Here is a 13841-nt window from a genome sequence, read left to right as displayed (position 1 = left end):
TCAGCCCAGGCGGGGCAGCTCGATCGCCGGGCACTTGTCCATCACGATGGCCAGCCCCGCGGCCCGGGCCCGCTCGTAGGCCGCCTCGTCGATGACGCCGAGCTGCAGCCAGAGCGCCTTGGCGCCGATCCCGATCGCCTCGTCGACCACGGCGCCGGCCAGCTCACCGCGCACGAAGACGTCCACCACGTCGACCGGGAACGGGATCGCGGCCAAGGTGGGGTAGCCGGGCTCGCCGTGCACCGTCTCCGCCTTCGGGTGGACCGGGACGACCCGCTTGCCGTGGCGCTGGAGCACGTCCGCCACCCCGTAGGCCGCGCGGCGCTGGTTGGCGGACAGGCCCACCACCGCCCAGGTGCCGCCGAGTTCGGTCAGGATCCGGCGGACCGTCGCCGCGTCTCCGTACATCTCCAGCCTCCTGAAGGATCCGCTGCCCGACGGGCAGCTGTTCGACGTTCGACGGACCCCGCCGACCGGTGACTCCCGCGGGCGCGGTCAGCCGTCCAGCTGCGCCAGGGTGGCGATCGAGGGCCCGCGGGCGGCGCCCGCCGCGCGGGCCACGTCCTCGGCGGCGCGCAGCACCCGCACGGCGTTGCCCCAGGTGAGCTTGGCCAGGTCGGCCTCCGACCAGTTCCGGTCCAGGAGTTCGGCGACCAGGTTGGGGTAGCCGGAGACGTCGTCGAGGCCGGCCGGGGTGAAGGGGACGCCGTCGAAGTCGCCGCCGACGCCGAGGTGGTCGACACCGGCCACCTCGCGCATGTGGTCCAGGTGGTCGGCGACGGTGGCCGTGGTGGCGATCGGGCGCGGGTCGCCGGCCTCGAACGCGTGCAGCACCGCCATCGCCTCGGGGGTGTGCGCCTGGTGGTGGAAGCCGTCGGCCTCCAGCGCCGCGGCGGCCCGCAGCATCCAGGCGGTGGCCTCGGGCAGGATGAACTGCGGCACGAAGGTGGCCATCGCCACGCCCCCGTTGGCGGGCAGCAGGGCGAGCACGTCGTCGGGGATGTTGCGCGGGTGGTCGTGCACGGCGCGCGCGGAGGAGTGCGAGAAGATCACCGGCGCCTCGGTGACCCGCAGCGCGTGCCGCATGGTGTCGGGCGAGGTGTGCGAGAGGTCGACCAGCATGCCGAGCCGGTTCATCTCCCGCACCACCTCCTCGCCGAAGCGGGTGAGGCCGCCGGCGGCCGGCTCGTCGGTGGCGGAGTCGGCCCACGGCACGTTGTCGTTGTGGGTGAGCGTCATGTACCGCACACCCAGCTGGTGCAGCGCGCGCAGGGTGGCCAGCGAGGAGTTGATGCTGTGCCCGCCCTCGGCCCCCATCAACGAGGCGATCCTGCCCTCGGCCCGGGCCGCCTCCATGTCGTCGGCGCTCAGCGCGAGCCGCAGCCGGTCCGGGAACCGGTCGACCAGCGCGCGCACGAAGTCGATCTGCTCCAGGGTCGCGCTGACCGCCGTGTCGCCCGACAGGTTCGCGCTGACGAAGACCGACCAGAACTGCGCACCGACCCCGCCGGCCCGCAGCCGGTCGAGGTCGGTGTGCAGCCGGCCCCGCTGGTCGGCGGCCAGGTCGATGGCGTCCAGGTCGTAGCCCGCCTGGTTGCGCATCGCCCACGGCAGGTCGTTGTGACCGTCCACCACCGGCGCGGCGGCGAGCAGCGTACGGGCGCGGTCCAGCTGATCAGAGGTCATGGACCCCATCCTGCCTACCGGCTGAAGCCGAAGGAAGCGGAACCCGCCACCTTGGCGCGCAGCTTCCTGCCCTTCTCGGTGGCCTGGTGGTTCAGCTCGGCCTGGAACTCGCTCATCTTCTCGGTGAGCTCCGGGTCGAAGGCGGCGATCATGCGCACCGCCAGCAGGCCCGCGTTGCGCGCGCCCGCCACCGAGACGGTGGCCACCGGCACGCCGGCCGGCATCTGGACGATGGAGAGCAGGCTGTCCATGCCGTCCAGGTAGCGCAGCGGCACCGGCACGCCGATCACCGGCAGCGGGGTGACCGAGGCCAGCATGCCCGGCAGGTGGGCGGCCCCGCCGGCCCCGGCGATGATCGCCTTCAGGCCGCGGTGGTGGGCCTGCTCGCCGTAGCCGATCATCTCGCGGGGCATCCGGTGCGCCGAGAGGACGTTGACCTCGTAGGGCACCTCGAACTCGTCGAGTGCCTGGGCGGCGGCCTCCATCACGGACCAGTCGGAGTCGGAGCCCATGGCGATGCCGACGAGCGGCGTGGTGCTGTTCGTCATTCGGTGATCGTGCCTCTCAGGTAGGCGGCCGCGTGGCGGGCGCGCTCGCGCACGTCCTCGAGGTCGTCCCCGAAGACGGTGACGTGGCCGACCTTGCGGCCGGGCTTCACGTCCTTGCCGTACATGTGGATCCGCAGACCGGGGTCGCGGGCCATGCAGTGCAGGAAGGCGTGGTACATGTCCGGGTAGTCGCCACCGAGCACGTTGACCATCACGGTCCACCGGGCGCGCGGGCGCGGGTCGCCGAGCGGCAGGTCGAGGACGGCCCGCAGGTGGTTCTCGAACTGCGAGGTGACCGCGCCGTCGATCGACCAGTGGCCGGAGTTGTGCGGGCGCATCGCCAGCTCGTTGACCAGGATCCGGCCGTCGCGGGTCTCGAACAGCTCGACCGCCAGGTGGCCGGTGATGTCGAGCTCCCCGGCGATCCGCAGGGCCAGCTCCTGGGCCTCGCCGGCCAGCTCCGGCGCCAGGTCGGGAGCGGGGGCGGTGACCTCGGCGCAGACCCCGTTCTCCTGCAGGCTCTCCACCACCGGGTAGGAGACGGCCTGGCCGCTGGGTGAGCGGACCACGTTGGCGGCCAGCTCGCGGACGAAGTCGACCTTCTCCTCGGCCAGCACCGCCACGCCCGCCAGGAAGGGCGCGTGCGCCTCCTCCTCGTCGCCGACCACCCAGACGCCCTTGCCGTCGTAGCCGCCGCGCACCGTCTTCAGCACCACCGGGTACCCGTCGCCCTCCTGGGCGAAGGCGGTGACGTCGGCCGGGTCGGCGACCAGGCGGTGCCGCGGGCAGGGGGCGCCGATCTCGTCCAGCTTGGCCCGCATCACGCCCTTGTCCTGGGCGTTGACCAGGGCCTCGGGGCCGGGCCGCACCGCCACGCCGTCGGCCAGCAGGGCCCGCAGGTGCTCGGTGGGGACGTGCTCGTGGTCGAAGGTGACCACGTCACAGTCCGCGGCGAAGCGGCGCAGCGTCTCCAGGTCCCGGTAGTCGCCGAGCACGGTGTCGGCGACCACCTGGGAGGCGGAGTCCTGCGGGGTGTCGGCGAGGAGCTTGAAGCGGATGCCCAGCGGGATGCCCGCCTGGTGCGCCATGCGCGCCAGCTGCCCGCCGCCGACCATGCCCACCGTTGGAAATTTTGCGCTGCCCGGAAAAGTCACCCTGCCAGGATATCCGGGCAGCTCCCGCAGGGTGCACGCCCGGCGGTGGGCCCTGCCGCCGGGCTCCGGGGCAGGCTCCTCCGCCGGAGGGGCCGGTGGGAGCCGGTGGGAGCCGGTAGCCTGGATGGCCGGACCCGAACGGGGCACTGCCGTGATCATGTGCCCTCGCCCGCAGGCCACTTCCGGCCTTCGGCGACCAGGCGCTCAGGAGACCTCCCGGATGACCAAGCACAGCGCGCACCGACGCCCCTCCCTGACCCAGCGGCTGCGCGGGGCCTCCAGCGAGGTGGGGAAGTTCGCGGTCGTCGGGCTGATCGGCATCGTAGTGAACTTCGGCGTCTCCAACGCCACCATCCACGCCACCCACTGGGCCGTGGTGCGCTGCTCACTGATCGGCACCGTGGTGTCGATCCTGGTCAACTACGTCGGCTACCGCTACTGGGTGTACCGGGACAGCGACGCGGCCTCGCGGCGCCGGGAGATCACGCTCTTCCTGGTCTTCAGCGGGATCGGCCTGCTGATCGAGAACGGCACGGTCTGGTTCACCACCTACAGCCTGGGGCTGACCGGCACCCTCGCGTACAACGCCTCGAAGGTGGCGGGCACCGGGGTGGCGACGCTGTTCCGCTTCTTCTCCTACCGCACCTGGGTCTTCAAGGCGATGCCGGAGCTGGCCGAGCACGAGCACGAGCAGCAGCCGGTCGCGGCGGTGGTACCGGCCCAGCCGGTGGTCGCGCAGGCCGAGCGGATCCTGACCTCCCAGGAGCGGACGCAGTACACCCGGTAGCTTGAACCCTTCGGCTCAGGGGTCCTTAGGCTCAGGGCCCTTCGGCGCCGAGGCCGCGCCCCAGGAAGAGCGCGAAGACCGGCGGCTTGAGCGAGAGCAGCTCCAGCCGCCCGCCGTCCGCCTCCGCGAGGTCGCGGGCCACCGCCAGGCCGATGCCGGTGGAGTTGCGCCCGCTCACCGTCCGCTCGAAGACCCGGTTGCCGAGCTCGGCGGGCACGCCAGGCCCCTCGTCCTGCACCTCGACCACCGCCGAGCTGCCGGAGGGCCGCACCCGCAGGATGACCGTGCCCGCGCCGTGCATCAGCGAGTTCTCGATCAGGGTGGCCAGCACCTGGGAGACGGTGCCCGGAGTTCCCAGCGCGACCACCCCGGCGAGTCCTTCGATCACCAGGCGCCGCCCGGCACCGCGCATCGGCACCGCCCACTCCTCGCGCTGCTGGCGGATCACCTCGTCCAGCTCGAAGCCGCCGGCGCTCGGGCCGTGGGTGTCGCGCTGGTTGGTGAGCAGGCGCTGGACCACGTCGGTGAGCCGCTCCACCTGCTCCAGCGCGATGGTGGCCTCCTCCCGCACGGTCTCGGGCTGGTGGGCCAGCGCGGTGATCTCCTCCAGTCGCATGGAGAGGGCGGTCAGCGGCGTGCGCAGCTGGTGCGAGGCGTCGGCGGCGAGCCGGCGCTCGGCGGTGAGCATCCGGCCGATCCGCTCGGCGCTCGCGTCCAGCACCTCGGCCACCCGGTCCAGCTCGGGCACGCCGTAGCGCCGGTCGCGCGGACGCGGGTCGCCGGAGCCGAGCCGCTCGGCGGTCTCGGCCAGGTCGGTGAGCGGGCGGGCCAGCCGCCTGGCCTGCCAGACGGCCAGCGCCACCGCCGTCTGCACGGCCAGCAGGGTCACCAGGCCCAGGAGCAGCAGCATGTCGCCGATCTCACGGGTGACGTCCGCCCGGGACTGCTCGACCGTCACCGTCACGCCGCTCTGGTCCGACTCGCTGGCGCGCAGCGCGGCGCCCTTGGGCACCTCGCCGATGGTCACCAGTTGCGGCTGGTCCGGCGAGCCCTGCGGCGGGATCCGGATCTCGGCGTAGTCCCCCTCGATGGCCTGGGTGCCGAGCCGCTCCTGGGTCACCGGCTCGTGCGCGGCCAGCCGGTTCTCCACCAGGCCGAGCAGCCGCACCGCGGCCGCGTCGACCCGGGACTGCGCGTTGTTGACGATGCTCTGCTTCTCGACCAGCGCCAGCGGTACGCAGAACACCACCACGACCACCAGGACCACGCCCAGCAGCGAGTTGATCATCCTGCGCTTCACGCGGTGCTGCCCCGGCCCTAGTTCTTCTCGAAGCGGAAGCCCACGCCGCGCACGGTGGCGATGTAGCGGGGGTTGGTGGCGTCGTCGCCGAGCTTCTTGCGCAGCCAGGAGATGTGCATGTCCAGCGTCTTGGTGGAGGTCCACCAGGTGGTGTCCCAGACCTGGCGCATGATGTCCTCGCGGGTGACCACCCGGCCCGCGTCCCGGACCAGCACCCGAAGCAGCTCGAACTCCTTGGCGGAGAGGGTCAGTTCCTCCTCGCCGACCCAGGCGCGGTGGGACTCGATGTCGATCCGCACACCGTGCGCGCCGGTGGAGAGCGAGTCCACGTTGCCGCGCCGCAGCAGGGCCCGGACCCGGGCGAGCAGTTCGGCCAGCCGGAACGGCTTGGTGACGTAGTCGTCGGCGCCGGCGTCCAGGCCGACCACGGTGTCCACCTCGTCGGCGCGGGCGGTGAGCACCAGGACGGGGCAGCTCTTGCCGTCCGCGCGCAGCCGGCGGCAGACCTCCAGCCCGTCCATCTGCGGCAGGCCGAGGTCGAGCACGACCAGGTCGACCTCCTCCTCCAGCCCGGCCTCCAGGGCGGACGGGCCGTCCTCCCGGACGAGCACCTCGTACCCCTCGCGGCGCAGGGCGCGGGCCAGCGGTTCCGAGATGGCGGGGTCGTCCTCGGCGAGCAGCACACAGGTCATGGTGCGAATCGTAGTCCGCCGAACGGGCCGTGATCAGACCCACACGGGAGCGCGCGGTCGGGACGGGCGGGCGGGGCGCTGTGAACTAGTTCACAGCGGGTAATCGGCGTGCCGACCCAGGCAACGGCCGGAACGGCGGCGAACACCGAGTGGGACCGCAGTTCCTCCCATTGGACCTTGGCTTCGAAGGAACTGATCCTGCTCTACCATCGATTGGCGGACCAGACCTGAACAACGCTGCGTGATCCCGTTATTGAACAGTGGCTTTTGTCCGTCCATATCGTGGAAAAGCTGGACGTACAGTGGTCCGGTCCCCGTGTCGTGCGCCGCGGATCCCCCGCCTGCCCGAGCAGCGAGCAGGCCCACCGCGGCGCTCGGACCCGTCCGCCTCCCCACCACAGTGGCGCGACGGTGTCCCAGACAGTCAGGCAAGGAACAACTACTGATGGCGTCACCCTCCACCTTGGACGCCGGCGTACAGCCGGTCGCCCCTTCTGGCGGCAAGACCTTCTTCGGGCACCCCCGAGGACTGGCCACGCTCTTCATGACGGAGATGTGGGAGCGGTTCAGCTTCTACGGCATGCGGGCCCTGCTGGTGATCTACCTGGTCACCGCGACCCACGACGGCGGGCTCGGCTACAAGGCCGCCGTCGGCGCCGCGATCGTCAGCGTCTACAACGCGATGGTCTACCTGACCGCACTGCCCGGCGGCTGGATCGCGGACCGCTTCTGGGGCCCGCGCAAGACCGTCGCCGTCGGCGGCTGCATCATCATGATCGGCCACTTCCTGCTGGCCGTCCCGGCCACCGTGTCGTTCTTCGTCGGCCTGGCGTTCATCGCGGTCGGGTCCGGCCTGCTCAAGGCCAACATCTCGACGATGGTCGGCCACCTCTACGACGGGCCGAACGACCCGCGGCGCGACGGCGGCTTCACCGTCTTCTACATGGGCATCAACCTCGGTGCCTTCGCCGCGCCGCTGGTCATCGGCACGATCGGCCAGAAGGTCGACTGGCACCTGGGCTTCGCGCTGGCCGGTGTCGGCATGGCGCTGGGACTGGGTCAGTACCTGCTCGGCACCCGCCACCTCAGCCCGACCAGCAACATCGTGACCGCGCCGATCACCCCCGGCGAGAAGAAGGCCGTGCTGCGCAAGGCGCTGCTCTGGCTGGCCGCCGCCGCGGTCTTCTACGGCGTGATCGTCGCCGCCGGCAGCTTCTCGATCAGCTGGGTGATCTGGCCGCTCTCGGTCGCGGGCATCGCGATCCCGGCGCTCTACTTCGCCCGGATGAAGAAGGACAAGGACCTCGCCCCGGACGAGCAGTCCAAGATGAGCGGATTCATCTGGTTCTTCATCGCCGCCGCCGTCTTCTGGATGATCTACGACCAGTCCAGCTCGACGCTGAGCATCTTCGCGACCGACAGCACCTCCTCGACGCTCTTCGGTTTCAACTTCCCGTCGAGCTGGTTCCAGTCGCTCAACCCGCTCTACATCATGGCGCTGGCCCCGGTCTTCGCCTGGCTCTGGGTCTGGCTCTCCCGCCGCGCGAAGAACCCCAGCACCACGGTGAAGTTCGCCATCGGCCTGCTGATGATCGGCGCCTCGTTCCTGGTGATGATGCTGGCGATGGCCGCCGCCTCCGGCGGCGTCAAGGTCTCGCCGCTCTGGCTGGCCATGGTCTACCTGGTCCAGACCGTCGGCGAGCTGACCCTCTCCCCGGTCGGCCTGTCGGTCACCACCAAGCTGGCCCCGGCGAAGTACGCCAGCCAGATGATGGGTGTCTGGTTCCTGGCCGTCACGGCGGGCGACTGCGTCGCGGCCATCACCCAGCTCGTCGTCGGCGACGCGACCGGCAGCACCTGGTACTTCGCGCTGCAGGGCGTGCTGGCGATCCTGGCGGGGATCGCGCTGTGGCTGTCCCGCAAGAAGGTCATCAGGCTGATGGGCAACGTGCACTGACCAGGCGCACACCGCTCCGAAACTGAGACACCGCAGGCCCGGTACGGAACTCCGTACCGGGCCTGCGTGCTCACTACCGCGACGGGTGCGGTTCCCGCTACAGCTCCCGCACCCCCGCCCGCCAGACGGCCGCCGTCAGCGGCACACCCGGGCGGTAGGCCAGGTGGACCGGGGAGGGGGCGTCCAGCAGCAGCAGGTCGGCGCGCGCGCCGGGGGCGATCCGGCCGACATCGGTGCGGCGCAGCGCGCGGGCGCCGCCCGCGGTGGCGGCGTGCACCGCCTCGTCGGGGGTCATGCCCATCTCGCGGACCGCCACCGCGATGCAGAAGGCCATCGAACTGGTGAAGCTGGAGCCCGGGTTGCAGTCGGTGGAGAGCGCCACGGTGGCCCCGGCGTCCAGCAGGCGGCGGGCGTCCGGGTAGGCGGCGCGGGTGGAGAACTCGGCGCCGGGCAGCAGGGTGGCGACCGTGCCGGAGCCGGCCAGCGCCGCCACGTCCGCGTCGGTCAGGTGGGTGCAGTGGTCGGCCGAGGCGGCGCCGAGCTCCACCGCCAGCTGCACGCCGGGCCCGTAGGAGAGCTGGTTGGCGTGCACCCGCGGGGTCAGGCCGCGCTCGATCCCCGCCGTCAGGATCGCCCGGGCCTGGTCGCCGTCGAAGGCGCCCTGCTCGCAGAAGACGTCCACCCAGCGGGCGTGCGGGGCGCAGGCGTCCAGCATCTCGCCGGTGACCAGGTCGACGTAGCCGGCCGGGTCCTGCGCGTACTCGGGCGCCACCACGTGCGCGCCCAGGTAGGTCGTCTCCGGGGTGTGCGCGGCGGCGATCCGCAGCGCGCGGGCCTCGTCCTCGACGGTGAGGCCGTAGCCGGACTTGCACTCGATGGTCGTGGTGCCCTGGCGCAGCGCCTCGCGGACGAACCGGCCCAGGTTGGCGTCCAGTTCGGCGTCGCTCGCGGCCCGGGTGGCGGCCACCGTGGTGCGGATGCCGCCCGCGGTGTAGGCCTGGCCGGACATCCTGGCGTTGAACTCGGCGGTGCGGTCGCCCGCGAAGACCAGGTGGGCGTGCGAGTCCACGAAGCCGGGCAGCAGGGCCCGCCCCTGGGCGTCGTGGACCTGGTCGGCCGCGGGGGCGTCGGCGGCCCGCCCGGTCCAGATGACCACCGAGCCGTCGATCACCACGGCGGCCTGCTCGATCAGGCCGAGCAGGCCGGGGTGTGACGGGTCGTTGGTGACCAGGGCGCCGATGTTGGTGATCAGGGTGCTGGTCATGAGCCCTTCAGAGGTGGTGGTGGTCCGGAGCGGATCAGGCGAGCAGCGCGGCGATGGCGGTGCGCAGCGCGGACGGCACGTCGGCGACGCCCTGGTGCACCCCGTCCACCACGACCCGCCGGCCGCCGACCACCACGTGCCGGACATCGGCCGCCGAGGCGGCGAAGACGGCGGTCTCGGCGCCCAGGCGCGCGGGCGGGCCCGCGGTGCGGACCGAGTCCAGCGCCAGCACGGTGAAGTCGGCCAGCGCCCCGGCCTCGATCCGGCCGGCCTCCGGCCAGCCGAGCGAGGCGTGGCCGTCCTCGCTGCCGGCTCGCAGCAGCGCGCCCGCCGTCCAGTGGCCCCTGGTGCGGGTGCGCAGGCGCTCGTTCAGCTCCAGCGCGCGGGCCTCCTCGAACGGGTCGATGACGGCGTGGCTGTCGCTGCCCAGGGTGACCGGGCAGCCGCCGCTGGCCAGCCGGCGGGCCGGGCCGATGCCGTCGGCCAGGTCGCGCTCGGTGGTGGGGCACATGCAGACCACCGTGGAGGAGTCGGTCAGCAGCTTGATGTCCTCCTCGGTCAGGTGGGTCGCGTGCACGGCGCTGGTGCGCGGGCCCAGCACGCCGTGGTCGGCGAGCAACCGGGTCGGGGTGACGCCGTGCGCGGTCAGGCAGGCGTCGTTCTCGGCGGTCTGCTCGGACAGGTGCACGTGCAGCGGGGCCTGCCGCTCGGCGGCCCACCGCGCCACCGTGCCCAACTGCTCGGCCGGCACCGCGCGCACCGAGTGGATCGCGGCGCCCAGCCGGGCGTGGTCGCGCGCCTTGAGCTCGCTCGCCCGGGCGGCCCAGGCCTCGGCGTCCCCGTCCCCGAAGCGCAGTTGGGGCTTGCTCAGCTCGGCGCCGAAGCCGGAGGAGAGGTAGCAGGTGTCGAGCAGGGTGATCCGGATCCCGGCCCGGGCGGCGGCCTCGATCAGCGCCTCGCCCATCGCGTTGGGGTCCTGGTAGCGGGCGCCGCCCGGGGCGTGGTGCAGGTAGTGGAACTCGCCGACCGAGGTGATGCCGGCCAGCGCCATCTCGGCGTAGACGGCGGTGGCGAGCGCCAGGTAGCTGTCCGGGTCGAGCGCGCCGGCGAACCGGTACATGGTGTCGCGCCAGGTCCAGAAGGTGCCGGAGCCGACCTGCACGGTGCCGCGCAGGGCTCGGTGGAAGGCGTGCGAGTGGGCGTTGGCCTGGCCGGGGACGGTCAGGCCCGCCAGCTTGACGGCCCGCGGCGGGCAGGGGCCGCTGTCCGGGGTGACCGCGGCGATCCGGCCGTCGGCCGCCACCTCGATCAGCACCTGCGACTCGACCACCGGGCCGTTGGCGTGCGGTACCCAGGCGTGCTCGGCCCAGTAGGCCTGCGCCGCGTCACCGCGGTCGTGCTGCTCCGTCACTGCCGGCATGCCAGGTCCTCCAGGACGTCCGCGAGTGCCGCCACTCCCGCGAGGCAGTCCGCCACCTCGGCGCGCTCGGCCGGGGAGTGCGAGACACCGCTCGGGTTCCGCACGAACAGCATGGCGGTCGGGACGGCGGATGCCAGGATCCCGGCGTCGTGTCCCGCGCCGGTGGGCAGCACCGGGGCGCCGCCGAGGGTGCCGACCAGCCGGTCGCGCAGCGGGACGTCGAAGTCGACCACCGGCGTGTACGACTCGCGGGTCAGCTCGACCTTGACGCCGTCGCGCTCGCCGCGCTCGGCGGCGGCCTGGTGGATCTGCTCGACCAGCTCGGTGAGCGTGGCCTCGTCGGCCGCCCGGGAGTCCAGCCAGCCGCGGACCAGCGAGGCGATCGCGTTGGTGCCGTTGGGCTCGACGGCGATCTTGCCGAAGGTGGCCAGCGCGCCGGCCAGCCTGGCCTTCTTGCGGGCCGAGAGCACGGTGTTGGCGTAGGTGATCATCGGATCGCGGCGGTCCTCGATCCGGGTGGTGCCCGCGTGGTTCGCCTCACCGTGGAAGTCGAAGCGCCAGCGGCCGTGCGGCCAGATCGCCCCGGCCACCCCGACCGGCTGGTCCTCGCCCAGGTAGCGGCCCTGCTCGACGTGCAGCTCGACGAAGGCGCCGATCCGGGCCAGGCGCTCCTCGTCCACGCCGATCGCGCCCGGGTCGTAGCCGGCCCGCTCCATCGCGTCGGGCAGCCGCACGCCGTCCGCGTCGCGGAGCTCGTAGGCCTGCTCCCGGGTCAGCAGACCGGCGCTGAGCCGGGAGCCGATGCAGGCCACGCCGAACCGGGCGCCCTCCTCGTCACCGAAGTTGACGATCGCCAGCGGCCGCCGGAACGTCGCGCCGCGCTCGCGCAGGGCGTCCAGCGCGGCGAACGAGGAGACCACGCCGAGCGGGCCGTCGAAGGCGCCACCGTCCGGCACCGAGTCCAGGTGCGAGCCGGTGACGATCGCGCCCGGCGCGTCCGCCTCGCCCAGCCAGGCCCACTGGTTGCCGTTGCGGTCCAGCTCGTAGGTCAGGCCGCGGCCGCGGGCCTGCTCCTCGAACCAGGCCCGGCACTCCGCGTCGGCGCCGTTCCAGGCGTGCCGGCGGTAGCCGCCGGAAGCGGCGGAGCGGCCCACGGGGAGCAGCTCCGCCCACATCTCCTCGAAGCCCGCCGGCCTCGCTCCTGAAGGGAGGGTCACAGCTCACCCATGGGGATGCGCACACCGCGCTCGGCGGCGACCTCGTCGGCGCGGTCGTAGCCGGCGTCCACGTGGCGGATGACGCCCATGCCCGGGTCGTTGGTGAGCACCCGGCGGATCTTCTCGCCCGCCAGCGCGGTGCCGTCGGCCACCGTGACCTGGCCGGCGTGGATCGAGCGGCCGATGCCGACGCCGCCGCCGTGGTGGATGGAGACCCAGGAGGCGCCGGAGGCGACGTTGACCATGGCGTTGAGCAGCGGCCAGTCGGCGATCGCGTCGGAGCCGTCCAGCATCGCCTCGGTCTCGCGGTAGGGCGAGGCGACCGAGCCGCAGTCCAGGTGGTCGCGGCCGATCACGATCGGCGCGGAGAGCTCGCCGGAGGCGACCATGTCGTTGAACCGCTCGCCGGCCTTGTCGCGCTCGCCGTAGCCGAGCCAGCAGATCCGCGCGGGCAGGCCCTGGAAGTGCACCTTCTCCTGGGCCATCTTGATCCAGCGGTGCAGCGACTCGTTCTCCGGGAAGAGGTCGAGCACGGCCTTGTCGGTCTTCGCGATGTCCTGCGCGTCACCGGAGAGCGCGGCCCAGCGGAACGGGCCCTTGCCCTCGCAGAAGAGCGGGCGGATGTAGGCGGGCACGAAGCCGGGGAAGGCGAACGCCCGGTCGTAGCCGGCCAGCTGGGCCTCGCCGCGGATCGAGTTGCCGTAGTCGAAGACCTCGGCGCCGGCGTCCTGGAAGCCGACCATTGCCTCCACGTGCTTGGCCATCGACTCGCGCGAGCGGATGGTGAAGTCGGCCGGCTTCTCGGCGGCGTAGGTCGCCATGTCCTCGAAGGAGACGCCGATCGGCAGGTAGCTCAGCGGGTCGTGCGCGCTGGTCTGGTCGGTGACGATGTCGATCGGCGCGTCCATCGCGAGCAGCTGCGGGAACACCTCGGCGGCGTTGCCCAGCAGGCCGATGGAGAGCGGCTGCTTCTTGTCACGGGCGGCGGTGGCCAGCTCCAGGGCGTGGGCCAGGTTCTTGGCCTCCACGTCCAGGTAGCGGTGCTCGATCCGGCGGGCGATCCGGGAAGGGTCGCAGTCGACGCAGATCGCCACGCCGCCGTTCATGGTGACGGCCAGCGGCTGGGCGCCGCCCATGCCGCCGAGACCGGCGGTCAGCGTGATGGTGCCCGCCAGGGTCCCGTCGAACTTCTTGTTCGCCACCGCGGCGAAGGTCTCGTAGGTGCCCTGCAGGATGCCCTGGGTGCCGATGTAGATCCACGACCCGGCGGTCATCTGCCCGTACATGGTGAGCCCCAGGCTCTCCAGCCGGCGGAACTCCTCCCAGTTGGCCCAGTCGCCGACCAGGTTGGAGTTGGCGATCAGCACCCGCGGCGCCCACTCGTGCGTCTGCATCACACCGACCGGCCGGCCGGACTGGACCAGCATGGTCTCGTCCTGCTTCAGCGTCTGCAGCGTGCGCACCATCGCGTCGTACGAGCGCCAGTCGCGCGCCGCCTTGCCGGTGCCGCCGTAGACGACCAGCTTGGAGGGGTGCTCGGCCACCTCGGGGTCGAGGTTGTTCATCAGCATCCGCAGGGCGGCCTCCTGCTGCCACCCCTGGGTGCTGAGCTTCGTACCCCGCGCCGCGCGCACCTCGCGCGGACCGCTCGTCTGCTGCTCCGCCATGCTGCCGGTCTCCTTGCGGATGGATTCATTCAGGATTTGTAAGTCTGAATATATCCAAACACCTGACCATCGGCTAGCCCTACACCTCTGAATCGGCCCCCGGATTCACAACTGCCGGGCGCTAGTCTGAAGCTGGCGAACACCAGCTC

General features: G+C 72.3%; 12 protein-coding genes. 2 read left to right on the top strand and 10 right to left on the bottom strand.

The annotated features are described in order from the left end of the window. The 4 genes from OG455_RS24615 to OG455_RS24600 all read right to left on the bottom strand — a co-directional run bounded on the left by OG455_RS24615 (position 1) and on the right by OG455_RS24600 (position 3388). On the bottom strand, positions 1-408 hold the full coding sequence (locus OG455_RS24615) for a CoA-binding protein (RefSeq protein ID WP_266297135.1): 408 nt from the start codon (positions 406-408) through the stop codon (positions 1-3). Positions 409-495: 87 nt separating this feature from the next. Beyond that, positions 496-1686: a dipeptidase gene (locus OG455_RS24610; RefSeq protein ID WP_266297133.1), complete on the bottom strand. Its 1191-nt coding sequence runs from the start codon at positions 1684-1686 to the stop codon at positions 496-498. Between the two features lie 14 nt (positions 1687-1700). After that, on the bottom strand, positions 1701-2234 hold the full coding sequence (purE, locus tag OG455_RS24605; protein ID WP_266297130.1) for a 5-(carboxyamino)imidazole ribonucleotide mutase: 534 nt from the start codon (positions 2232-2234) through the stop codon (positions 1701-1703). Continuing rightward, positions 2231-3388: a 5-(carboxyamino)imidazole ribonucleotide synthase gene (locus OG455_RS24600; RefSeq protein ID WP_266297128.1), complete on the bottom strand. Its 1158-nt coding sequence runs from the start codon at positions 3386-3388 to the stop codon at positions 2231-2233. The genes purE and OG455_RS24600 overlap by 4 nt, the downstream gene beginning before the upstream one ends. 220 nt (positions 3389-3608) lie before the next feature. Between OG455_RS24600 and OG455_RS24595 the strand changes: the two genes are divergently transcribed. After that, a complete protein-coding gene (locus OG455_RS24595; RefSeq protein ID WP_266297126.1) occupies positions 3609-4175 on the top strand; it encodes a GtrA family protein in 567 nt (188 codons plus the stop codon). Between the two features lie 31 nt (positions 4176-4206). Here OG455_RS24595 and OG455_RS24590 read toward each other — a convergent pair whose 3' ends face one another. Together OG455_RS24590 and OG455_RS24585 are read right to left on the bottom strand one after the other, a co-directional pair. Continuing rightward, positions 4207-5475: an ATP-binding protein gene (locus tag OG455_RS24590; protein ID WP_266297124.1), complete on the bottom strand. Its 1269-nt coding sequence runs from the start codon at positions 5473-5475 to the stop codon at positions 4207-4209. Positions 5476-5492: 17 nt separating this feature from the next. Next, the gene (locus OG455_RS24585; RefSeq protein ID WP_035848478.1) at positions 5493-6167 is read right to left on the bottom strand and encodes a response regulator transcription factor; all 675 of its coding nucleotides are present in this window, start codon (positions 6165-6167) and stop codon (positions 5493-5495) included. 445 nt (positions 6168-6612) lie between these two features. Between OG455_RS24585 and OG455_RS24580 the strand changes: the two genes are divergently transcribed. Next, entirely contained in the window at positions 6613-8124 is a 1512-nt protein-coding gene (locus tag OG455_RS24580) for a peptide MFS transporter (protein ID WP_266297120.1), read from the top strand. A 97-nt stretch (positions 8125-8221) separates the two neighbouring features. Here OG455_RS24580 and hutI read toward each other — a convergent pair whose 3' ends face one another. Genes hutI through hutU form a run of 4 tightly spaced genes read right to left on the bottom strand, consistent with a single transcriptional unit; the run spans position 8222 to position 13692 of the window. After that, a complete protein-coding gene (gene hutI, locus OG455_RS24575; protein ID WP_266297118.1) occupies positions 8222-9388 on the bottom strand; it encodes an imidazolonepropionase in 1167 nt (388 codons plus the stop codon). A 34-nt stretch (positions 9389-9422) separates the two neighbouring features. Further along, the gene (locus OG455_RS24570; RefSeq protein ID WP_266297116.1) at positions 9423-10808 is read right to left on the bottom strand and encodes a formimidoylglutamate deiminase; all 1386 of its coding nucleotides are present in this window, start codon (positions 10806-10808) and stop codon (positions 9423-9425) included. Then, positions 10796-11983: an allantoate amidohydrolase gene (locus tag OG455_RS24565; RefSeq protein WP_266300939.1), complete on the bottom strand. Its 1188-nt coding sequence runs from the start codon at positions 11981-11983 to the stop codon at positions 10796-10798. Before OG455_RS24565 ends, OG455_RS24570 begins: the two co-directional genes overlap by 13 nt. Before the next feature lie 38 nt (positions 11984-12021). Further along, on the bottom strand, positions 12022-13692 hold the full coding sequence (gene hutU, locus OG455_RS24560) for a urocanate hydratase (RefSeq protein ID WP_266297114.1): 1671 nt from the start codon (positions 13690-13692) through the stop codon (positions 12022-12024). Positions 13693-13841 lie beyond the last annotated feature (149 nt).

It is taken from the genome of Kitasatospora sp. NBC_01287 (assembly GCF_026340565.1).
GTDB lineage: Bacteria > Actinomycetota > Actinomycetes > Streptomycetales > Streptomycetaceae > Kitasatospora.
Note: the sequence above shows the minus strand (reverse complement) of the source record. Positions and strands in the feature narration are given on the sequence as shown.

Coding starts and splice junctions, on each gene's coding strand:
- OG455_RS24615 (WP_266297135.1), bottom strand. CDS start 408: ATGTACGGAGACGCGGCGACGGTCCGCCGGATCCTGACCGAACTCGGC.
- OG455_RS24610 (WP_266297133.1), bottom strand. CDS start 1,686: ATGACCTCTGATCAGCTGGACCGCGCCCGTACGCTGCTCGCCGCCGCG.
- purE (WP_266297130.1), bottom strand. CDS start 2,234: ATGACGAACAGCACCACGCCGCTCGTCGGCATCGCCATGGGCTCCGAC.
- OG455_RS24595 (WP_266297126.1), top strand. CDS start 3,609: ATGACCAAGCACAGCGCGCACCGACGCCCCTCCCTGACCCAGCGGCTG.
- OG455_RS24585 (WP_035848478.1), bottom strand. CDS start 6,167: ATGACCTGTGTGCTGCTCGCCGAGGACGACCCCGCCATCTCGGAACCG.
- OG455_RS24580 (WP_266297120.1), top strand. CDS start 6,613: ATGGCGTCACCCTCCACCTTGGACGCCGGCGTACAGCCGGTCGCCCCT.
- hutI (WP_266297118.1), bottom strand. CDS start 9,388: ATGACCAGCACCCTGATCACCAACATCGGCGCCCTGGTCACCAACGAC.
- OG455_RS24570 (WP_266297116.1), bottom strand. CDS start 10,808: ATGCCGGCAGTGACGGAGCAGCACGACCGCGGTGACGCGGCGCAGGCC.
- OG455_RS24565 (WP_266300939.1), bottom strand. CDS start 11,983: ATGTGGGCGGAGCTGCTCCCCGTGGGCCGCTCCGCCGCTTCCGGCGGC.
- hutU (WP_266297114.1), bottom strand. CDS start 13,692: ATGGCGGAGCAGCAGACGAGCGGTCCGCGCGAGGTGCGCGCGGCGCGG.